General features: G+C 29.2%; 19 protein-coding genes. 11 read left to right on the forward strand and 8 right to left on the reverse strand.

What is annotated here, in order from left to right; genetic code table 11:
- The first annotated feature begins 61 nt into the window (after positions 1-61).
- The 3 genes from GOY08_RS02160 to GOY08_RS02170 all read left to right on the forward strand — a co-directional run bounded on the left by GOY08_RS02160 (position 62) and on the right by GOY08_RS02170 (position 2,465).
- Positions 62-361, forward strand: a complete 300-nt coding sequence (locus tag GOY08_RS02160) for a metal/formaldehyde-sensitive transcriptional repressor (RefSeq protein ID WP_158996917.1) — start codon at positions 62-64, stop codon at positions 359-361.
- A gap of 8 nt (positions 362-369) precedes the next feature.
- Complete coding sequence (locus GOY08_RS02165) at positions 370-1,593, forward strand: GAF domain-containing sensor histidine kinase (RefSeq protein WP_158996918.1); 1,224 nt, start codon at positions 370-372, stop codon at positions 1,591-1,593.
- Between the two features lie 302 nt (positions 1,594-1,895).
- On the forward strand, positions 1,896-2,465 hold the full coding sequence (locus GOY08_RS02170) for a hypothetical protein (RefSeq protein WP_158996919.1): 570 nt from the start codon (positions 1,896-1,898) through the stop codon (positions 2,463-2,465).
- A 12-nt stretch (positions 2,466-2,477) separates the two neighbouring features.
- Here GOY08_RS02170 and GOY08_RS02175 read toward each other — a convergent pair whose 3' ends face one another.
- The 3 genes from GOY08_RS02175 to GOY08_RS02185 form a co-directional block, all read right to left on the reverse strand.
- The gene (locus tag GOY08_RS02175; protein ID WP_158996920.1) at positions 2,478-3,224 is read right to left on the reverse strand and encodes a substrate-binding periplasmic protein; all 747 of its coding nucleotides are present in this window, start codon (positions 3,222-3,224) and stop codon (positions 2,478-2,480) included.
- A 72-nt stretch (positions 3,225-3,296) separates the two neighbouring features.
- Entirely contained in the window at positions 3,297-5,219 is a 1,923-nt protein-coding gene (locus GOY08_RS02180) for a methyl-accepting chemotaxis protein (protein ID WP_158996921.1), read from the reverse strand.
- Between the two features lie 79 nt (positions 5,220-5,298).
- Positions 5,299-5,670: a response regulator gene (locus GOY08_RS02185; RefSeq protein WP_158996922.1), complete on the reverse strand. Its 372-nt coding sequence runs from the start codon at positions 5,668-5,670 to the stop codon at positions 5,299-5,301.
- Between the two features lie 171 nt (positions 5,671-5,841).
- On the opposite strand from GOY08_RS02185, the gene GOY08_RS02190 reads away from it, so the two are divergent.
- The gene (locus GOY08_RS02190) at positions 5,842-7,422 is read left to right on the forward strand and encodes a methyl-accepting chemotaxis protein (protein ID WP_158996923.1); all 1,581 of its coding nucleotides are present in this window, start codon (positions 5,842-5,844) and stop codon (positions 7,420-7,422) included.
- Positions 7,423-7,458: 36 nt separating this feature from the next.
- On the opposite strand, the gene GOY08_RS02195 is transcribed toward GOY08_RS02190, so the two are convergent.
- On the reverse strand, positions 7,459-8,229 hold the full coding sequence (locus GOY08_RS02195; RefSeq protein WP_158996924.1) for a substrate-binding periplasmic protein: 771 nt from the start codon (positions 8,227-8,229) through the stop codon (positions 7,459-7,461).
- A gap of 57 nt (positions 8,230-8,286) precedes the next feature.
- Positions 8,287-8,940 (reverse strand): globin domain-containing protein, encoded by a 654-nt coding sequence (locus GOY08_RS02200; protein ID WP_158996925.1) that lies wholly within the window; start codon positions 8,938-8,940, stop codon positions 8,287-8,289.
- A gap of 206 nt (positions 8,941-9,146) precedes the next feature.
- Here GOY08_RS02200 and GOY08_RS02205 point away from each other — a divergent pair, with 206 nt between their 5' ends.
- The 7 genes from GOY08_RS02205 to GOY08_RS02235 are packed head-to-tail and all read left to right on the forward strand — an operon-like array spanning position 9,147 to position 18,837.
- Positions 9,147-11,657 carry a chemotaxis protein CheW gene (locus GOY08_RS02205; protein ID WP_158996926.1) on the forward strand — a complete coding sequence of 837 codons (2,511 nt, stop codon included), beginning with the start codon at positions 9,147-9,149 and terminating at the stop codon, positions 11,655-11,657.
- Between the two features lie 16 nt (positions 11,658-11,673).
- On the forward strand, positions 11,674-14,517 hold the full coding sequence (locus GOY08_RS02210) for a hybrid sensor histidine kinase/response regulator (protein ID WP_158996927.1): 2,844 nt from the start codon (positions 11,674-11,676) through the stop codon (positions 14,515-14,517).
- Position 14,518: 1 nt separating this feature from the next.
- Complete coding sequence (locus GOY08_RS02215) at positions 14,519-15,007, forward strand: chemotaxis protein CheW (protein ID WP_158996928.1); 489 nt, start codon at positions 14,519-14,521, stop codon at positions 15,005-15,007.
- 17 nt (positions 15,008-15,024) lie between these two features.
- Entirely contained in the window at positions 15,025-16,104 is a 1,080-nt protein-coding gene (cheB, locus tag GOY08_RS02220; RefSeq protein ID WP_158996929.1) for a chemotaxis-specific protein-glutamate methyltransferase CheB, read from the forward strand.
- A gap of 11 nt (positions 16,105-16,115) precedes the next feature.
- Positions 16,116-16,961, forward strand: coding sequence for a hypothetical protein (locus GOY08_RS02225; protein ID WP_158996930.1), 846 nt, complete (start codon positions 16,116-16,118; stop codon positions 16,959-16,961).
- Between the two features lie 19 nt (positions 16,962-16,980).
- Positions 16,981-17,823 carry a CheR family methyltransferase gene (locus GOY08_RS02230; RefSeq protein WP_158996931.1) on the forward strand — a complete coding sequence of 281 codons (843 nt, stop codon included), beginning with the start codon at positions 16,981-16,983 and terminating at the stop codon, positions 17,821-17,823.
- A 9-nt stretch (positions 17,824-17,832) separates the two neighbouring features.
- Positions 17,833-18,837, forward strand: coding sequence for a response regulator (locus tag GOY08_RS02235; protein ID WP_158996932.1), 1,005 nt, complete (start codon positions 17,833-17,835; stop codon positions 18,835-18,837).
- Positions 18,838-18,906: 69 nt separating this feature from the next.
- On the opposite strand, the gene GOY08_RS02240 is transcribed toward GOY08_RS02235, so the two are convergent.
- From GOY08_RS02240 to GOY08_RS02250, 3 genes are read right to left on the reverse strand one after another with little or no spacing between them, the layout of a single operon-like run.
- Positions 18,907-21,555 carry a 1-acyl-sn-glycerol-3-phosphate acyltransferase gene (locus tag GOY08_RS02240; RefSeq protein WP_158996933.1) on the reverse strand — a complete coding sequence of 883 codons (2,649 nt, stop codon included), beginning with the start codon at positions 21,553-21,555 and terminating at the stop codon, positions 18,907-18,909.
- A 17-nt stretch (positions 21,556-21,572) separates the two neighbouring features.
- Positions 21,573-22,487, reverse strand: a complete 915-nt coding sequence (panC, locus tag GOY08_RS02245; protein WP_158996934.1) for a pantoate--beta-alanine ligase — start codon at positions 22,485-22,487, stop codon at positions 21,573-21,575.
- 5 nt (positions 22,488-22,492) lie between these two features.
- On the reverse strand, positions 22,493-23,200 hold the full coding sequence (locus tag GOY08_RS02250) for an ABC transporter ATP-binding protein (protein WP_158996935.1): 708 nt from the start codon (positions 23,198-23,200) through the stop codon (positions 22,493-22,495).
- Between the last annotated feature and the right edge of the window lies 1 nt (position 23,201).

The following is a 23,201-nucleotide window of genomic DNA, read 5'->3' on the forward strand; positions in this document are numbered from 1 at the left end:
GGCATGGAATTGACCTTCGGCTGAAGATCGATTATGAAATTATAGGGTAGGGGGGTAAATTATGTCAACACAATCTACAAATGAAAAATCACATCATATTTCAAATAAATTGCGCTTAATTGCACGTGTGAAAAAAATGCAAGGTCAACTAAAGAGTGTAGAACAAGCATTAGAAACAGATGAGGACTGCAAAAAAATTCTGCATACACTGGCTTCAGTGCGTGGAGCACTTACTGGCTTAATGTGTGAAGTAATTGAAAGCCATATTCTTGAACATATGGCAGAACAGGATAGAGAGTTATCTAAAAATGAATTACAATTAGCAAATGAGTTATCTATTTCATTAAAGGCATTTCTTTAAGGAGAAATATGGTTATTGAAGAATTCAGTTCGGAAGAAAAACGCTTGCAAGAACTGTATAGTTACCAAATCTTAAATTCAGATGGTGACATTAATTTAGATGAAATAACCCAGCTAGCTTCTAGTATCTGTGAAGTCCCAATAGCCTTTATTTCTTTAGTCGACAAAGACGTACAAGTATTTAAAGCAAAAACAGGCTTAGAAGTAACTCAAATTGCAAGAAATGTCTCATTTTGTACTCATGCCATAGAGCAAAATAAGTTATTTATAGTGGAGGATTCACAAATAGATGATCGATTTAAAGATAATCCATTGGTATTGGGTGAACCCTCTTTGCGCTTTTATGCAGGTCAACCGTTAAGGACACCTAATGGTAACAATATTGGTACATTATGTGTTATTGACTATCAGCCAAAGCAATTAACAAATAAACAAAAAGAAATGCTAGCAGTATTATCAAAGCAGGTGATAAATTACTTTGAATTGTATAAAGCAAAAAAAGAGTTAGAAAAAATTCAGATAGATTTTATAAAAAAAGAAAGACAAAGTTCTATAATAAATTTATCGTCAGGAATAGCCCATGAAATAAATAATCCTTTAGCTATTATTTTAGGAAAAATATCTTATATCACAACAAAAATGGAAAATTTTGAAAATGAAATATTGGAATCCTTAAATATAAAACACGATATGGAAATTATTATAACTGCTAGTCAAAGAATTTCAAAAATAGTTAAATCATTAAATGATTTTTCACAATGCGATGAAAATGAAGTAGTAACTTTAGTTTCATTAAAAGATATTTTGCAAACTATTTTTTTTATGTTTGAAAGAAAATTTGCAAAAGATAATATTGAAGTTAAAATTGATATACCTGATGATTTATTGATAAAATGCAAACTTATTAATTTATCGCATGCTTTTTATAATTTAATATTAAACTCTTACGAATCAATATTAAATTTAACAGAGCGGTGGATTAAAATTTCTGTGATAAAAAATTTGGAAAATACTGTAGAGGTTTATTTTACTGATTCTGGAAATGGTATTCCAAAAAACTTGCAAACAAGCTTAATGGAGCCATTTGTTTCATCTAAAGAGATGATGAATTTACCAAAAGGTTTGGGACTTTGTATTGCGAAAGGTATTATTCAAGCTAATCATGGTAGTTTAAAATATGTTGAAAATTCTCCAAATACAACATTTGTAGTTCAGATGAATATTAGTTATTGATTTACGCTTACATTTTATTATTTATTTTCATACAGTTATCATGTGTTCGAAGATTTTCCAAATATAATTATCTATTTTCTATAAAATTTGTATAAATTTAAAATTTTGTTATATTTTGATAAAAGTTAGGTAAGACTCTTGTTTTAAAATTAAGATATTGATTTAATTGATAAAAAAATATTATTTTTTATTTTATATATTAAATAATAATTTAATTTTATTTTTTATAAATAATGTTAAAATCTCTTTGTTTTTGTGATTTTTATTGCAAAAATATAATAAAATTGAGGAGGCTTTAACGTGTGAATTTAATTAAAAAAATAGTTCTTTTAATAGTAACTTTAATGATATTTAATAGTTGTGGAGTCGGCACATCCTCTTCAAAAGACCCTACATATTCTGCAGATGATCGCACAAATAAAAATGCGGAATGCAAACATATAAAATCTAAAATAATGCCTCTATTTGAGCAAATAATAAAACTTGAAATTGCAAATGAAAAATTAATGTACATATTTTATACAAATATAAGTGTGACTTCATTAACTTATGGATTAAGTGAAGTTGAGGAGAAAAATTTAGCAGGTATTATGTTGGTTGAAAATTCTAATGTACATTCTTTCAGATCTACTGCTACAAATTCATTAGAAACTATTACAAATTATTGTAACAAAGATTTTATGCAATATTCAGATGTTAAGGCTTGGAAAGATTTTATGAATAGACAGTTTAGTAAAACTATTCAAGTTTTAAAAAATAATTTTAATAGAATATCTTCTGACATAAGTAATGTGGGTCTTAAAAATCATCTTATTCCTTTGTACCAACATGGAATTATACAGAATGCTGAGGGATTAGATAAGTATTTATAATAGTTTTTAAATTTAAAAACAATCATTAAATTCTTGAGTCATTAGTTGTTTGATAAAATTTTCCTGTTTAAGCTTTTTTATAGCTAATTCAATTTCAGGAATTTTTTTTAAATATTTACTTTTTTTTGTAAAAGCAAGGTAATTTGGAGTGGAATCTAAAATTTTTTCAGATATTGCTAAAGTTTTATCTTTATCATTAAAGTGAATTAATGCAAATTCTGCAATTAATTTATCAGCAAGAAAATAATCAACTTTATTATTCAGGACAGATGTTAAACAATTTCTAACATCTTTTTCTTCTTCTTTTATGATTTTCTTTTGCTTAATCAAGTTATCAATTTTATTACCAAGACTAAAGCCTTTACCTGTGCAAATTTTTTTCCCAGTCAGTTTAGAAATATCATCAATTGTATTTAACTCAGAAGAATTTTTTCCAATAGCAACAATGTTTTCAGTAAAAAGAGTTTCAGCAGGAAAAATAAGAAATTCTTCTCTTTCTTTTGTTTTAATCGCAGGAAATATTCCATCTATTTCATTTTTTTTTGCTTTTTCTAAACCTTCGGCCCAATTGCCAATTAAAATTTCTTCTTTAATATCTGTAATTTTTAGTAATTCACGCACAAAGTGAATTGAAATTCCTTTTGTTGCTTGTTCATGAGTACAACTAAACGGAGGATAATCCAGAGTATAAAAAGCAGCAAAAGTTTGTTCCGTTATTAAAGTGAATAACAATAAGATAAGAATTTTGATTTTTAACATTTATCCTCCAGATATTTTTCTATATGATTTTTTATGAGTATCTTTTCCTTAATTCCTATTATTATTAATATATTAGTTTACTTTTAATTTTAAGACTAAATCTCGGAGTTTAATTGCTAAATGATTTAAACTTTTTGCAGCATCTTGTAACTGGAGTGCACTGGTAGAAGATTGAGATGCCGAAATTGAAACTTTCTTAATAGAAGTTGAGATTCCATCTACTGCTTTACTAGATTCTAATACAATGCGTGAAACTTCAGTTGTAGTTGCTGCTTGCTCTTCTACTGCTGTAGCGATTGTGACTGAAATTGTATTTATTTCCTCAATTGCTTTAGAAATTTCTCCAATTGCAGAAACCGCCTTCGCTGTGCTCTGCTGTATTGTACCAATTTTAAAAGAGATATCTTCAGTAGCTTTTGCTGTTTGTTTCGCAAGTTCTTTGACTTCACTTGCTACGACTGCAAAACCTCTACCAGAATCCCCTGCTCTTGCCGCTTCAATTGTAGCGTTTAATGCTAATAAATTTGTTTGTTGCGCAATAGAACTAATTGTTTTGAGAACTGTACCAATTTCTTTACTTTCATTTCCAAGTTGGCTGACTATTGAATTTGTTTCTTGAGATAGTTTTAAACTTTGGCGTGTTTTTTCTGATCCGGCGGATGTACTTTTTGAAATTTCTTTAATAGATGCAGCCATTTCTTCAGTGTTTGTTGCAACTGAATTTACTCCTTTAGCTACTTCCTCTGAGGCTGCTGAAGCGCTGACTGATTGTTTTGATGTCTCATTTGAATTGGCTGTAAGTTCTGAAGCTGTTGTTGCTAATTCTTCAGAAGCTGAACCTAATTGAATAGCTGTTTCTTCAAGTGTCCTTACAAGTTCTAGCCATTCAAATTTTTCTTTACTTATATCAGTTGCATATTTAACTACTTTGTATACTTTCCCTGTTAAATCAAAAACTGGATTATAAGAAGCTTGAATCCAAACTTCCCTTGAGCCTTTCGCAAAACGTTGAAATTGACCTGCTGAAAATTGCCCGTTATTTAATTTTTGCCAAAATTCTCGATATTCTGGTTTATTTGTATAAATTGGGTCACAAAATATAGAGTGATGTTTTCCTTTTATTTCATCTAATCTATATCCCATAAGGGAAAGGAAGAGTTCATTTGCTTCAATAACTGTGCCATCTAAATTAAAATTTATTACTGCTTGTGCTTTTGAGAGAGCATTTAGTTCTTGATCTTTTAGTTTTTGTTTACTTACGTCTGTAGCGTACTTAATAACTTTTAATGGTTTTCCGCTTGTATCAAAAATGGGGTTGTATGAAGCTGAGAGATAAACTAGCTTCCCATTTTTTCCAAAACGCTTATATTCACCAGCATCAGATTCCCCATTTGCTAATTTTTCCCAAAAAATTCTATATTCATTTGAGTTTGTATAGCTAGGATCGCAAAACATTCTGTGATGTTTTCCTTTAATTTCACTTAAAGAATATTCAGTTAACTGTAAGAAATTTTCATTTGCATTTATGATAATACCATCTAATGTAAATTCAATAACAGCTTGTGTTTTTTCAATTGCATTTATTTGACTTTCAAAATAAGTATTTTTCATTTTTTGGATTGTTATATCAGAAGCTATTTTTACTATTTTTTGAGGTTTGCCATTTGAATCCAGAATTGGATTATAAGAAGCTTGTAACCATACTTCTTTTGCATTTTTACCAAAACGGCGGAACTCACCGGAATCAAATTCACCTCTACCTAATTTTTCCCAAAATAGTCTATATTCAATACTATTTGCATAATTTGTTTCACAAAAAATTCTGTGATGTTTGCCAACAACTTCATCTAAATTATAATTTACTACATGCAGGAAATTATTATTAGCGGTTAAAATTATTCCTTCCATGCTAAACTCTATAATAGCTTGTGCTTTATGAAATGCTTGAATAACATTTTGTAATTCCAAATATTTAGCTTCTGAAACATCCGCCAATTTTTTAACTCCTATTTTTATTTTATTTCAATTATTTCTAATTTTATAAAGAAAAATTTATATATATAATTGATAATAATTATGCACCAACCAGTTTTTTTACAGCTTCTATTAGGACTTCCGGCTTAAAAGGTTTTGTGATCCAACCACTAGCACCTGCTTTTTTAGCTTCAGCAATCATTTCGGCTGCACCTTCAGTGGTTAGCATTAATATTGGTGGATGCGGTAGGTCGCTACTTGTATTGATTTGTGCGACCATTTCAAGCCCACCCATATTTGGCATGTTGATATCGCTGATTATTGCTTTTATATCCTTATTATTTTTCAATTTTGCTATTCCATCTACCCCATCTTCTGCTTCAATGACTTCAAAGCCCCCTTTTGTTAAGGTAAAATTCACTTGTTGGCGAATTGTTTTAGCATCATCAACAATTAAAATTTTGTGAGCCATTTGCTTCTCCGTAGAATAAAATAATAGAAAGTATGTTTTATTATACAATCAACATTCTTCACTGCAATAGACAAAAAATAAACGCTTTATATTTCTTACTCATTAATAGGGCATGTTATTTTTAGTAGAATTAAAGTTATTGCTAAAATTACTAATTTTAAGGGGATTACCATGGAAGAGCTAAAGGGCAATCAAAGTACAAATATTCCAGGTTTAAATTTAACAACTTTAACAGGTTTAAACTTAGATGAATACAAAGGAATGGCCGATAACTCTCCAATTAATATTATGTTTTGCGATTTGAATTTTACAATTACATATATCAATCAAACAAGTAAAGAAACTCTGCAAAAAATTGAAAAATTTCTGCCTATCAGAGTAAATGCAATTGTTGGCTCAAGTATTGATATTTTCCATAAGGTACCAGCACATCAAAGAAGAATTTTAGCAAATGATAAAAACCTTCCACATCGAGCAATTATAACTGTTGGTCCAGAAAAGTTAGATCTTTTAGTCTCTGCAATTTATGATACAAATCAAAAATATATAGGGGTAATGGTAACATGGGATATTGTAACCCAGAAATTACTTATTGAAGGCAACTTAGCAAGAATTAATTCTATGATGGAAAATATTCCTATTAATGTTATGTTTTCTGATATGGATTTTAAAATTACTTACGCAAACAGCACTAGCTTAAAAACATTAGAAAAATTGGAAAAGTACTTGCCCATTAGACTGAATGAATTTGTGGGTTCAAGTATTGATATTTTTCATAAAAATCCTGCACATCAAAGAAGATTGCTGGCAAATGATAAAAATCTTCCTCATAGAGCAATAATTTCCGTTGGACCTGAAAAATTAAGCTTGTTAGCTTCTGCTGTATATGATTCTGATAAAAAATATATTGGCATTATGGTTACTTGGGAAATTATTACAGACAGAGTTACATTAACTGAAAATATTGGAGAGGCTTCCCGCCAACTAGCTGCAGCCTCAGAAGAATTAAATGCAACTTCTAAGCAAATGAGCACAAATGCAGAAAAAACCACGTCAGTTGCAAACTCAACGGCTGCTTCGTCAGAGGAGGTATCCCAAGGTGTGCGTTCAGTTGCAACAAATACAGAGGAAATGAGTGCGGCAATTAAAGAAATAGCTCGCAATGCTGCTGAAGCTTCTGCAAGTAGTTCTCTTGCACTTAAACAAGCACAAAATACAAATTCAATTATTGTAAAGTTAGGTGAGAGTAGCAAAGAAATTGGTAACGTCATTAAAGTAATTAGTTCTATAGCACAACAAACAAACTTATTGGCTTTAAACGCAACAATTGAAGCAGCAAGAGCTGGGGACGCGGGAAGAGGCTTTGCAGTGGTTGCAAATGAAGTGAAAGAATTAGCAAAACAAACTGCTAAAGCAACAGAAGACATTACTAATAAAATTACAGGAATTCAAAGCGATTCTAAAAGCTCTATCGATGCAGTTACTTTAATTAGCCAATCAATTGAAAAATTAAATAGTATTGCAACTGCAATTGCAGCTTCGGTAGAGGAGCAAGCTGCTACAACAAATGAAGTAGCAAGAATTGTACAACAATCAGCTGAGGGAGTGGCAAATATTACTCAAAATGTAAAAGTAGTTTCGGAGGCTGCAGTGCAAACTTCAAATGGATCTTCGCAAGTTTTAATTTCTGCAAGATCTTTGAGTGAATTAGCAAGTAAATTAGATATATTAGTGAAAAATATTAAAGTTTAATCTTACAAATAAATATTATAAATATATTAATTCCAATTATTCATCTATATTTTTAATATATCTTTCGGTAATTTTATTAATTTTTTGGATTGTTTCTGGGGCTTTAATAAAATTATCGAAATCAGTTAAAATAGATTTTTTATTTGCTATATTTTTTCTTAGACATAGATAATAGTTGAAATCACCCTTTATAAAATCAACTTTTTTCCAAACTATATTTTTTAGTTTATATTTTTTTATTAAGAATTGAGGAGATCTTTTTGTAGATAAAAATAGATCTCCTCTATTTTTATTTAATTTGAATAAAATATACTTTTTATTGGTTGAAAATTCATTTTTAAAACCATTTTCTTCAGAATGATATTTATTAAGACTATCACCAAAATAATCTAGAAAAAGGAAATTTTTAAAGTCATTTATTGAATTATATGTATTTAAATTAGTCAATTTTTTATTTTCTTTTGAGTAGTAAAAATAAAGATTTTCTTTTAATACCAGATATGAACTATAATCCACATATTCATCTCTTTCTTTGCTTTTTAAACTAATAAAAGCATCGAATTCACCTTTTTTTACCATATAAATAACTCTAGGCCATGGAAATGGTTCTAAAAATATTTTATATTTTTCTTTATTTAATTTGGAAAATTCATTTATAATATCTACTAAAATTCCTTTTGGTTTTTTATTAATTGAATATGATAATGGAATTGAGTCTTCATTTATGGCAAATTTAATAGTAATTTTTTCTTGACAAAAAGCAGGTGTAATAAAAACAATAAAGCAAATAAAAAAAATATTTTTCATATTACTAGTCTTATTTTTTGAATTAAAAAACTTATTTTCATCGATTGCTAAAGTTTTCTAACCCTTTGGTTGAATGGCAACAGCTATTAATTCTTCTGGAGTCATTCTTGATATTTCTATTAATTCTTCTTTTAAATATTTTTCAACTTCTAATTTTATTTGCTTCAAAACAATGGCTTTAACAGCATTTTGAATGTTTTGCTTAAATTCATCAGTCAGACAACTGGTTTCAGACTTTTCATTTGAAATCAATTGTTCTTGAGAACTGTGTGCTACTATAGAATGCTGAAGATCATTTTGCATATTAAGACTTACTCCTTGTTTTAAAGTATTGACAATTAAATTAAATACGCTACCCCATTCAAAACTTAAATCAGAGCTCCAAGATCTACCTAGAAATTGCCCTAAAGTTTTTAGGAAAGTTTGTGCAGCCCAATCATAATGTGGGTCTGCAAGTGGTAATTTTTGCAGTTGCTCGCTAAGCTCTTGCAAAAATTGGGTCAAATTTTTTTTATTTTCTAAATTATCGATTATAGTAATTAAAGAGTTTATTAAAAATTTTTTTTGTTTGTTTAAATCATATTTTATTAATATTTGTTTTGTTTGTGGAAAGTCAAGAAATAAATTTTCATAAAATCTTGCAATAATTTGATCTAAAATAGGCTTTATAAGTTCAAAACAATCTTTAATTAAATCAGTTTTTATTTGCATAATTATTTCCTATAGAAGTATTTTTATTAACTTTATAGAAAAATAAGAAAAATAAAATAGGAAATAATTGATAACTGTCATATTTGGGGTATTAAATATTTCCTATTAAATTATAAATGTATAGGTAATAAATGCATTATTTATTGTTATTATAAATTTCAATAATATAGTATTGATATTTCATATGAATTAAAAAAGAGAAAAATATGTCGGAAATGAAAGAAAATTTAAAAATATTATGGATTGATGATGAAAAAGATTTATTACAAATAGGTAAAGAAATAATTATAAAAGCAGGATTTACTCCCATTATTTCCAATGATGTAAATGAAGGCTTAGAGTTATTTAGGAATAATATTGAAGATTTAGTTTTAGTACTTTGTGACTATATGATGCCAAATTTAAATGGATTTGAATTAAGAAAAAAAACTCTGGAGTTAGATGATAAAATCCCATTCGGAATTATTTCAGCATATGTTTCAAAACAAATGGCTTTAGATGCGCTAAATTTAAAGATTTGTGGTTTTTATGAAAAACCATTTCAATTTGAAAAAATGCTTGAAATAGTTAAAAAAAATTCAGAAGATCGCTGTCAAAGTATTATTGAAAATAGAGCAATTGAAGCCACATTTTTTGAAGAAGCAATTTCAATTATTGATGAAGTTGAAGAAAAAATTCTTCTCTTAGAAGATGATAGAAACAATAATGATTTGATAAATTCTATTGCTAGAGAGTTACATACATTAAAAGGCTCAAGCGGTTGTTTGAATACAAATATTGTAACCAAATATGTTCATAAGTATGAAGATATTTTTCAAGCTATAAAAAAGAAAAATTTAATTATTAGTGATGAAGTTTTAAATATCATATTTCTTGGTCTTGATAGAATAAAAGAATTAGTATCCTCAATACCAAAAAGAAATTTACATCAATTTTCTTTAGAAAAAATAATAAAAGATCTAAATTACCTTGAAAAAAAAGCTGATGATATTGAGAAAAAAGAAGCAAAAAAAACTAATACAGGAGTTAAAGTTAAAGAAAATATTTCTGTCCCAGTTTTTTTGTTAGATGAATTGGCAAGCTATGCAGGTGAAATTACAGTAATTAGAAACATGGTTTTAAAAATTATTCATAGCTTAGAATCAAAATACTCTGATAATAAGGAAATTCATATATTAAGTGAGTTATTTGAGGAAATGACAAAAATAAATGGTGTTATTCAAAATAAAATTAGTGAAATTTGTAAAGTACCAATTGGTGGAATATTTAAACCCCTGCAAAGAATTATAAAAGATATAGCAAAAGAATTAAATAAAAATATCCAATTAATTATTGAAGGGGATTCTATTCGAGTCGCTAATTCTATAGCTGAAGTTTGCAGTAATTGTATTATTCACTTAGTTAGAAATAGCGCAGACCATGGAATTGAAAGTGCTGAAGAAAGAGTTAAATTAAAAAAACAAGAAAAAGGGACAATTCATATAAAATGCGAGGAAGATAATAATGATTTTATTTTAAATATTCAAGATGATGGTAGGGGTATTGATACAGATAGAGTAAAAGCAAAAGCTATTGAAAAAGGAATTTATACATTAGATCAAATTAAAAAAATGTCCGACAAAGAGATATTTGAAATTATTTTTGCTCCGGGCTTTAGCACAGCAACTCAAGTAACAGATATTTCAGGTCGTGGTGTTGGGATGGATATGGTCAAGTCTTCAGTTGAAGCAATTAATGGAAAATTAACGATAGAATCAAACTTGAATAGGGGTACTAAATTTTCACTGAAATTACCAAAACCAAAATCTGTCACCATCTTAAATTCATTAATTATTGAAGTAAATGAAAGAACTTTTGCTATACCAGAAGAAAGCATTGATATTGTTTTGCGCATTAAAAACGAAGAATTTATTGAAAATATTTATTCTGTTTTTAATCAAAAAGTTTTGAAAAGAGAGAATGTTATTTACCCCTTAGTGGAACTCGATAAAATACTAAAATTAAATGCTGGTGCTAAGAAAAATAGTGATTATATTGAATTGTTAGTGATAAAAAATGAAGGCTACTCTTTTGCTATAATTATTGATAATATTATTGATTCAGAAGAAATAGTCTTGAAGAAAATACCTAATTGTTTTAATTTTGGTGGGATATTTTCCGGAGCAACATTTATGGGTGATGGTTCTGTTGGTCTTGTTTTAGATGTAAAAAAAATAGCAGAATTCACTGGCCTAAAAAAAATGACCGATAATTTTTCTAAAGAAACAAATATAGAATTGAAAAGTAAAGAAAAAAAATCAGATATTTTAATCACAAGAATTGAAGAAAAATCTATCTTTGCTATACCTTTGGAGTATATTTTTAGAATTGAAGAAATAAATAAAAAAAATATTCATAAGTCTGGTGAATTAGATGTTATTCAATATCGTGAGCAAGTTATGCCAATTTACAATTTGGCTAATATTTTAAGATTGCCGAAATGTTTAAAGTCTTCTGATGATAGAATCAATGTTATTGTTGTTAAAAACAATGAACAATATGTTGGCTTTCAAGTTGAAGAAGTCCTAGATATTGTCGAAAGGCAAGAAGAAATAGATACTCATGTTATTGATAGACTTGGGATTTTAGGTAATGTGCAAGTTAATGAAAAAACTGTTTCAATTATTGATGTCCCAAATGTGCTATATAAGGTTAGTATTTCTGCTAGTTTAGACTAATTTAAGAAAGGATTGTATGGCTAGCAAACAAGAAGCAGCATTTCAAGAATATATCGATGAATGTCAGGAAATGCTTGAAAGAATTTCAACAAGTCTAAATGAAATTCAAAAAAATGGAATGAAAAAAGAACTTCTTGCTTCTATATATAGAGATATTCATACCATTAAAGGTTCTGCTCAATTATTTGGTTTTATGCGAATAGGGCAATTTGCACATGCACTTGAAACTTGTTTAGACCCTGTTCGGAAAGAAAAGTTACCTTTTTCAAAAGAATTAATAGATTGCATTTTTATAGGCTTAGATTTTATAGAAATTGCTTTAGTTAGTATAAAGAGTTCAAATAAAGAACCAAGTCAAAGCAAAGAACTTGATAAACTATTGTTTCAGTTTTTTAATTCAATAGAATTTAATTTTATAAAAACACAACCCCTTGTAAAGGAAGTAATGTTATATGCCGATAAACCAGGGACTTTAGGCAATAAAATTAATATTTCAGAAAGAGTTGAGCAAGTGAGCAGCAATAAAGATGAAAATAATGGATTTGGATTTTTTACGGAAACTGTTCCTAAAGCAAGCAGTAATGTAGCAATGGAAAATAAAATTCAAGAGAATAATTTACAAAATGTGAAAAAAGAAGAACAATTCCAAAAAAATCAACAAACTGTTGCTAATAGTTTAGAGAATAAAGAAATTAAAAAAGTTATCGTTGAGGATAATGCTAATGAAACAATTCGGGTGCAAGTAGGTTTATTAAATAGTTTAATGAATTTAGTAGGTGAATTGGTTTTAATTCGCAATCAACTCCTTCAGCATGCAAAAGAAAACGATGAAGATCAAGAATTTTTAAAGATGAGTCAAAGATTAAATATTTTAACTGCTGAATTGCAAACAGAAGTTATGAAAACGCGGATGCAACCTATTGGTAATATACTAACAGTTTATTCAAGAGTTGTTCGTGATTTATCAAGAGAGCTTGAGAAAAAAATTGATCTTCAATTACATGGGGTAGAAACAGAATTAGACAAAACAGTTATTGAAGCCGTTAAAGATCCTTTAATGCATATAGTACGTAATGCAATAGATCATGGAATAGAAACAGTAGAAGAAAGAAAAAAACAAGGAAAAAAAGAAACAGCACTAATCCAAATTAATGCTTACAATGAAAATGGACTTGTAATCATTGAAGTGATTGATGATGGGAAAGGGCTTGATATCAAAAGAATAGGAGAAAAAGCTATAGAAAAAGGATTTGTTACAGCAGAACATTTACTTAAAATGACTGAAAAAGAAATTCAAATGTTTATTTTTTACCCTGGGTTTTCAACGGCGACGACAGTTTCCAATATTTCAGGAAGAGGTGTTGGAATGGATGTTGTTAAAACGAATATTGAAAAAATAGGTGGAGTAGTAGACTTATTTAGTACACAAGGACTAGGAACAACTGTTATCATTAAAATTCCGTTAAGTTTAGCAATTCTGCCAGCACTTATTGTAAAAGCAAATGCACAAAAATTTGCAATTCCACAAACTAAATTAGTTGAACTAATTATGATTGATGGAACAGAACAAAATGCTGAAAAAATTGAATCTCTTCAAGGTAACATGGTTTTTCGTCTCAGAGGAAAGCTAATTCCAATTATTTCTCTTTCTGAAATTTTATTTTCTAAAAAAGTTGATGTGGCTTTTATTGAAAAAAGCATAACAAATGTCGTTATATTAAATGCAGATAATTTTTTATTTGGATTAATTGTAGATGATATTGATGATTCTGCTGATATTGTAGTAAAACCACTGACCCAATTTTTAAAAGAGCTAAAAGTATTTTCAGGTGCTTCTATAATGGGCGATGGCTCTGTTGCTTTGACATTAGATGTATTAGGAATTGCTACAAGAGCGCATATCTCTTTAGAAAGTTCAGAAGATAAAAAGACTACTTTAATTAAAAGTAAAATTTCAAATTATTATCATCAAGATTCAAGTGAATATTTATTAATTGATGTGGGTGCTCCTGGACATTATGCAGTTCCTTTAACTCTTGTAAACAGAATAGAAGAATTTGAGAAAACAGCCTTCGAATTTTCTGGAGAACAAAAGGTTATTCGTTATCGTGAATCATTGCTACCAATTTTTTCATTGCCACAGTTTCTTAATTTACAGTTTGAAGCGCCTAATAAACTCGATACAACAAGAATACCAATTATTGTTGTGAAGAAAAGTGAAAATTTTTACGGAATAGAAGTTAATGCAGTACATGATATAGTTGAAGTAACAAGTAAGATAAATCAATCCATAAAAGATAGACTAGGAATATTAGGAACAATAGCAACTGATAATAATATTATTGTTGTAGCAGATATCTTAAATATGATTGAAATTTTAAAAGAGAAAATTCAAGTAGGACATGTAAAAAAAGCGAATGAATTAAAAGAAGATATGAAAGAAAAAGATTTAAAATCACAGCGTATTAATTGTAGAATTTTATATGCAGAAGATAGTTCATTTTTTAGAAATTATGTAAAAACAGTTTTAGAAGATGCTGGTTTTATTGTTGATACTGCCTTTGATGGTGCCATAGCACTTGATATGTTAGAAAAAGCACCAAAAAACCATTACTGTTTTATTTTGTCTGATATTGAAATGCCACAAATGGATGGATTAGAATTTGCTAGAAGAGTGAAAGGGAATAATTCACTAGCTCATTTACCTATGATGGCAATAACAACAAAATTTAGCAGCAAAGATATTGAAGAAGGTAAAAAAGCCGGATTTTTAAATTATATGGAAAAATTAAATGCTGAGAAAATGATAAAAGAAATAGATGAAATAGTCTTAAAAAATGTAACTGCCAGCGGAGAGTAATATGTCTAGTAATTTAGAGCTCAGCAATTCTGAGCAAAAAAATTCAATACTACATACTGAAACCAAGCAGTTTTCATCATTTTATTTAGACAATAAATTATATGGTATAGAAGTAAATAGAGTTCAAGAAGTCGTGCGTTCTATGTTAATGACAACTATTCCTTTAGCTCCTGATTATGTAAGAGGATTAATTAATTTACGTGGACAAGTTGCAACTGCAATTGGATTAAGACATTTATTTGGTTTTTTGGATGCTATGCCAAATGAATTTATTAATATTGTTTGTAAACTAGATGGTATGTTGATTTCTTTTCAAGTTGATGAAATAGGTGATGTGATTGAAGTATCTGAAAAAGATTATGAACCAACACCACAAACAGTACCTGAGAATATTCGTGAATATATGTTAGGTGTTTACAAGATATCAAATACATTACTTAGTGCTTTAAATGTTGATAGTATAATTAAATTTTTAAATAAAAAAAATTAACTTTGTAGGGTGTTTTCATGCGTGTATTGGTTGTAGATGATTCGGTAGTTTTTCGCTCGCAAATAAAATCTGCATTGGAAGAAAATAGTGAAATAGTTGTTGTTGCAGTTGCAGCAAACGGAAAAATAGCAATTGAAAAAATTGAACAAAATGTTGTTGATGTTGTAATACTAGATCTGGAAATGCCTGTCATGGACGGTATGCAGACCCTCGAAGAAATGCGCAAACGCAATTTACAACAAAAAGTAATCATCTTTGCAGCACCCACAGGTGAAGGAATTGATCTTGCTTTTCGTGCATTAAAAGCAGGTGCTTCTGATTTTATTGCAAAACCAGCATCAACAACAGGCTCTTTGGAAGAGGCATTAGATGGCATTAAAAAAGAATTAATTCCAAAAGTTCTGCAATTTAAAGGAAAATTAGCAGGACAATTTAATCAAGAGAAAAAAGTTTTGATTGCAAACAATTATGAACTTCATAAACCAATTCAAAAAATAAATTTAAGTAACTTATTTTTAAAAAAACCCAAAATAATTGGTATTGGTTCTTCTACTGGTGGACCGAATGCTTTAGAAATAATTTTATCACCATTAAAAGGGAATAAATTAAATGTTCCAATTCTAATAGCTCAACATATGCCACCTAAATTTACAGAAGCGTTAGCTGAACGAATTCAATTTATTTCAGGTCATCCGTGTTTTGAAGGAAAACAAGGCGAACCTATTTCTTCAGGCAGAATTTATATTGCTCCAGGTGACTATCATATGACGGTGGAAAGAGGGACTGATGGAAACAATTATATTCGGTTAGATCAGGGGCCAAAAAGAAATTCAGTACGTCCCGCTGTGGATAATTTGTTTGAATCTTTATCTTCAAATTATGGGAATGCCTGTTCAGTTTTTGTCCTTACGGGGATGGGTGAGGATGGAATGGTTGGAGCGCAAGCTATAAAATCAAGTGCAGGAACAGTTATCATTCAGGATCAGGCTTCCTCGACTGTTTGGGGAATGCCTGGGGCGGTATATGCCTCTGGAAATTTTGATATGATGAGTAGTGTTGAAGAGTGTGGACAATTTTTATTAAAAATGGTTGAGTAAAGGAGCAATCGGTGCTTTTTAGTCAATATTTATTAGACAAACAACTTCTTTCTCCTGAGCAGGTTTTAGCAATTATGCTTGAACAAATAACTTCAGTGCCTTCAGTGCCTGAAATTATTGATGAACATAGTTTGTTACCCAAAAAAGATCTTCTGGATATTTTATTCCGTCAACAAATTCATAATAAAGATTTTTTAACTTCTTCGTATGAATTAGGTTTAATGAAACAAGAGATATTAGAAAAAATAATGGCAAAAGTTGCAGTGAAACAAAAATCTTTTACAGAAATTGCTTTAGAAAAAGGCTATATTACAAGTGAAATTCTTTCAAAGGAAGCAGTAAATTATTCTGAACTATTAACAAATAAAAAAATAAATAGCCAAAATACAGAAAATAAAGCCGTCATAAGCGATAACAGTAATAATAGTTTAAAACCCCTGAATGGGGTAAATAAATCAATGCTTGTTGAATATTTAAATTGCTTTGAGCAATCTGTCAAGCCTTGTTTGATAACACTAATTGAAAAATACAGAAATAATGAAGTAGCAGAAGATAAAAATTATGCAGAAATAAAAAAGGTTCAGGCTGAATTTGTTACAGCAAAAGCAGCAGCAAATTTTATTAATGCAAAAATATCAGAAAATATTTCTTCTGATTGTGGGAAATTTCTTGAAAATTTAATGAATAAAAAAATAAAAATAGATAAAGAAAATCTTCTAAACTTTCTAACTATCGCGCTTGAAATATTAACAAATTTATATAACTCTTTAAAAAAGGATGGAAAAGAGCAAGATAGTGAAAATTCACTCCAAGATAAAATTAAATTGCTTTACTCAATTATAGGTCAAAACCTATGAAGGGAACCTTGCTTTGAACATGGAAAATTATAAAGATCATCTATTAAATTATTTTTCGACAGTCATAGAAAATGAAACTGGAATTATTTATGACAATTCCAACAAATATCTGTTACTTTCAAGAGTCCAATCGCTGATAAAACAATTAAATTTTAATAGTATAGATTCCCTTTGGAATGATATTCAAACGAATGGATTAAATAGACAACTTAAAGATTTATTGCTAGATATGGCAACAAATAATGAAACATCATTTTTTCGTGATTCAAAACTGTTTGATTTTTTAAAGAATGTTTATGTTCCAAAAATTATGGCGAATGCAAATAAAATTAAAATTTGGTGCGCCGCCACAAGCACAGGGCAAGAACCTTATTCTATTGCTATGATTATGAATGAATTAAAAGAGCAAGGAATTTATAAGTCTTACGAAATATTTGGAACTGACATAAGTGACAGAGTATTAAAGCAAGCAAAAAGTGGAATTTATTCATTGCTTGAAGTACAAAGAGGATTGTCTAGTCAATACCTTGCAAAATATTTTGATGAAATACATATAGATGGTTCATCATCTCCTTCATATAAAATCAAACCAGAATTATCAGCTTTTATGACTTTTAAGCAGTTGAATTTGTTACAAAGCTGGCCAATGACGGAACCTTTTGACATTATTTTTTGTCGTAATGTTTTAATTTATCAAAGCATAGAAAATAAAAAAAGTGTAATTTCAAGATTTTCTCGTTTACTTAATCCAAATGGATATTTAGTATTAGGTGGTGCAGAAAGCATTTTACAACTTTCTGATGATTATGAAATAGAATCTTATGAAAATACAACAGTCCATAGGTTGAAAAGTAAACAATAGGAAGGATGGATGGATAAACTTTCTTTTGAAAAAGAATTAATAAATACTTTTATTTCAGAAACAAAAGAAATGTTAGATGAAACTGAAGCTATTTTTATGCAGCTAGAGAAAAATCCACAAGATTTTTCTCATATGGATAAATTGCTGCGTTTTTTACATACGATAAAAGGGTCTGCGGGTGTTGTTGGTATTGATGGAATTGTCAAATTTACGCATGTATTTGAAACATTACTAATTGAAATTAAAAATAAAAAAATAGAATTGTCACAAGGTATTTTAGATACTCTTTTAAATGGAAATGATAATTTAAAACAAGCCATTAATGGGATAGATAAGGATATTAATTTTGAGTTAAAATTTTTGCATGAACCTTTAACTAAAATAGGAAATATACTACACAGTAAGAACTTAAAACTTGAAGAAAATACAAAAACTTTCCAAGAAGAAGTAAAAAAAGTAAAAGGGAATGTTTTAGTAATTGACGATGAAAATGAAATTGCCGAATTTATAAAGCAAGTAATTGAGAAAGAGAATTATTTTGTTGTGACAAAAGAAAATGGCTTTGAAGCGTTGGAATATTTAAAACAAAATGAAATAGATGTTATTTTTACAGATTTAAAAATGCCAAAAATGGACGGATTTGTTTTTACAGAACATTTAAGAGAGATTAATCTTTATATTCCAGTTATACTTGTATCTGGAAATTTAGATTTAGATTATGCAAAAAATTTCTTGCGGTTAGGAGTTACCGATTTTATAGAAAAACCATTTAAATTTCTTGATATTCTTTTAGTTCTTGAAAAAGCAATGAAAACAAGAAATATGTGGAAAGAATTATTGAAAATATCGAAGGCATGTTTTAAGACTTTTGTTTATGTGCAAAAACTTGATACACTATTAAATTCTTCTGAAAATAATAATCAATATTTAACTGATAGACAAATTTTACAGCAGTGTCTTGATGAAATAAAAAGTGCCACAACTAAACTGCTTAATTTTGAAAAAGAAAAGTAAATAATTGAAAACTAAAAAATCTATAAAAGCAAAAAAGTTAGGTTTTTTACTTTTATAAAAACAAATTAACTATGACGTAACATAATTTGACCATAATGATACATTTAGAAAATGGGTAAGGCCAGAAATTACAGTTGGATTTAAAGATAGTTTTTGGTTTTCGCGTGGGGTAAACATACCTGCTTTATATAACGATTCAAACGCTCTTTGAGAAAATACTTTTGAGAATATTGGTGGCTGATAAGCTATTGTTCTTAAGTAAGCTGCTGAATGAGTGGTAATTGCTTTTTGAATTAATTCATCACGTGAAAATACGCCTTTGCTTTTTACAAGTTCAATAGCTGTTGAAAGTATAATGCCATAAAGTTCACATTCTGGTTGGATTGTTTTTGCTAAAAACTCAATAATTTCTGTATTTTTTGAATTATCTTTTTGCAAGCAAAATTCAGTAAAATCGGCATTAGGTAATAGAAGTCCCATTTTGGTAAAAATATTCAAGCAAGACTTAGTAATTGTTTCACTCGAAGTTGATTGATCCCAAAATAATTCATCCTGCCATATTTTTCGAAACGAATTGATAATAAATTGGAAATATTCAAAAGAAAAATTTTGTTTATTTTCTAGATTAATAGCTTGAGAAATAAGACCAAATGGTGTTAAAATATGAAATATTGTTCCTCTATACCACCATAAGTTCATTTCTTTATCTTCATTTTTAAGAAAGTAAATATTTCCTTCAGTTTCGTACTCTTTAAAAATAAGTTTCCAACGTTCACCCATAGTAAATAATTGTTCACTAAAGTTATGAATAGATGCTAAATTAGTATGTGATTGAGTTAAGACAACATCTTCTGGAGAAGTATTAAATTGATTTAAATAAAACTTAATGTATTCGAAAATATTTTCTGTCTCAATACTAGTAGATAATTTCCAATTTAAATTTTTACCTAATTCATTAATTAAATAATTGATTAAAACACTTTGGAATTGCAGGTCTTCAAAAGCTATTTTTTGATTTGAATTAGCTAAAAGACAAGACGCTAAAATGGCAGTTCCAGATGCTGTAGCTGCAGAATTAATTTTTTGATTTACGTGTATTGCAATATGCTTTATTAAGCCTTGTATTTGTGGATCTCTAGTATCAATATTATCTGGGATATTTTTCAAATCGCAAGGTAGAATCTCATTTTGTGAAGAGATATTAGGCATTTCTTTGCGGAGATTAGTAAAATAATCATTCCAAATAGTTCCTATTCGGATAGGATCTCCAAAAGAAACATCTACACTGCCATAATTGCTAAATACTTTTCTTATTCCATTTAAAAATTGAAAGGCGTTTTCCTTTTGTTTTTTTGCGCCTTTTAGTTCTTTTGCGTAAGAATCGTCTTCCATTACTTTATCATAACCAAAGTAAACAGGTACAATATATGTATTTTCAGCTTTGCGTTGAATGACACTTTGGATACAGATATTAAGCATGCCCATTTTAGGAACTAAAAGTTTCCCAATTCTACTCCTGCCGCCTTCTTGAAAAAATTCAACTGGAAAACTATTTTGGAGTAAAAAGTTTACATATTCAGAAAATGTATGTGCGTATACTTTATTTCCAGAAAAACTTCTCCGGATAAAAAAAGCTCCACCTCTGCGCAGAATAGACCCTACAGGCCAAAAATTTAAATTTATTCCTGCAGCAATGTGTGGGACAACAAAACCTTTTTTAAATAAAACGTAGGAAAGTAGTAAATAATCAAAATGACTACGATGACATGGCATCCAAATTATTTGTCCATCTTTTGCTATGCGTTCAATGGACTCAAAATTACGAACTCGAACCCCTTCAAATATTTTATTCCAAACAAAATCAAACATTTTTTCTAAGGCACGAATTGTTACGTAATTATAATTTGCACCAATTTCATATATATATTTTACAATTTGTTGTTCTATTTTGATGGGATTGTCAGAGTTTGCAATAAATTTTTTAGTTGAAGAAGTGGATAAAATCCACTGACATATTTTGTCATTATCATATAAAGTAGGGCCAAAAGCTGCCGTTCTTTCTTTAGCAAATTCTATATTAAATAATCTTCGCATTTTTCTTGCAATATCTACTTCATTATCTATATTAGAATTATTTTCTATTTCATTACTAGCTAACACTTCTAAATTTGGAGATTGAAAATATTTGCCGAATGATATATTTACTTCTCCTCTATGCAAAAGTAACATAAATATTTTTTGCAAAAAATTTCCAGTTCCATCATCAGGAAAAAGGGAGCGTAATATAAATCCTTTTTCATTTCTTTCAGGAGCTCTACTCCAAAATATACTGACAGGGACAAAAATAAATTTATCATTTTTGGCACGAGGATCATTTTTTAATAGTTTTATAAAATCAGAGAGAAAATGATCTTTGTGAAAATTAGAAAACAAAATAGAACCTGATTTAATTGCTAATAATGCACAATAGCGAAAACGCTTAGGCTTTGCTTCTGTAACAATTTTTTTTTGCCCAAAATTTTTTAATGCTTTGTTTAGCACTAGCGTATCAAGAATAGACATTCTTGGTAAAATATAGATAATAGATTTCCCATTATGAATATCAAAAAAAGTTTCTTTAGTTACAGACTTTGGATAGATTTTAATTCTGATAAATAAGGCTAAAGGCGAATAAAGCCAAAGCCAATTGCGAAAATGAATTCCTAATACTTTATACATATTTTTACTCCACAAAATTAGCGAAATGCTCTGGAGATGAGATCTTCAAGAGATTGCTTATTTGTAGAGTTGTTATCTAAAATAACATTATCAATCAAGCGCACTTTTGAATCATTACTATCAATAAACTGGGCTATTGCAAGAACAGTTTCTTCTTGAATAGTGTTTTCAAATTTAATTGTAAGATCGGAAATCTTCCGGAATTCCAGGTATTGTGGCTCTAGTTGAAATTTATTTAATTCTTGTCGTGAAGCCTTTAGCAATTTAGTCACATTCGTTTCACCTTGCAAAAAAAGCTTTGCAGCAGCTGCTAAAGATTTTGGAACTGCCGTTGCAATTTGTCTAGCTTCTGGTGAAAGATAGCGATTTCTACTGCTTAAAGCGAGACCATCTTCTTCTCTTACTGTGGGTACCATAATGATATTTGTAGTATGCACAAGATCAAGAACCATTTTTTTAACAACTTGTACTTGTTGAAAATCTTTTTGTCCTAAATACATTCTATCCGCTTGTACAAGATTCATTAGTAATAAAACAACAGTTGTTACACCATTGAAGTGCCCAGGTCTGTAAGCTCCACAAAGGACTTCAGTAATTCCGGAAACTGAAACTTGGGTGTTAAAATTATTGGGATACATTTCTTCTACGGTAGGACAAAAAACCGCCTCGGCTCCTATGCTTTCAATTAAATCTATATCATTTTGAAATGTTCTTGGATATTTAGCAAAATCTTCTGTAGGACCAAATTGTTTAGGATTCACAAAGATGGAGACAACAGTACAATTGTTTTCATTTTTAGATTGCTTTATAAGTTGAGCATGACCTGCATGCAATGCACCCATTGTAGGGACGAATCCAATTGAATTTCTTTTTTCCTTTTGTTCTTTAATATATTTTAAAAATTCATGGCGACGGGTAAAAACTAGGGGCACAGGAATTAACCTCCAAGGTATGCCCGTTGAACATCTTTATCGTGGAGAAGTAAACTGGCTTCGCCTTGTTTAATAATTGTGCCGAGTTCTAAAACGTATGCGCGGTGCGAAATTTTTAACGCTAAGCGTGCATTTTGCTCTGCTAACAATATTGTCATTCCCTCGCGATTGAGCTCAACGATAATTTTAAAAATTTGTTGAACCACTAAAGGAGCAATCCCAAGACTAGGTTCGTCCAATAACAGTAACTTGGGTTTTGCCATGAGGGCACGGGCGATGGCAAGCATTTGTTGCTCCCCGCCAGATAACAAAATAGCTTTTTGATTTATACGTTCTCCAAGACGAGGAAACCAAGTTATCATACGATCAATATTTGTTTGAATTTCTTCCTTACTAAATGAAAAAGCAAAACATCCCATTAAAAGATTTTCTTTTACAGACATGTCAGGAAAAACCATTCTGCCTTCTGGAGATTGACTGATTCCTAATGTAACAATTTCGTGAGTTGCTAAAGATTGGATGTAATTATCAATAAATTTAATTTTACCAGACTTTGCTTTTATTAAACCAGAGATAGTTCTGAGAAATGTAGTTTTTCCAGCTCCATTGCTGCCTACTAAAGAAACAATTTCACCTGGAAATACATCTATTTGGATATTTTTTAATGCTTGAATAGCACCATATTCAACAGAAAGATTTTCAACGTGCAGCATA

It is taken from the genome of Pigmentibacter ruber (assembly GCF_009792895.1).
Lineage (GTDB): Bacteria > Bdellovibrionota_B > Oligoflexia > Silvanigrellales > Silvanigrellaceae > Silvanigrella > Silvanigrella rubra.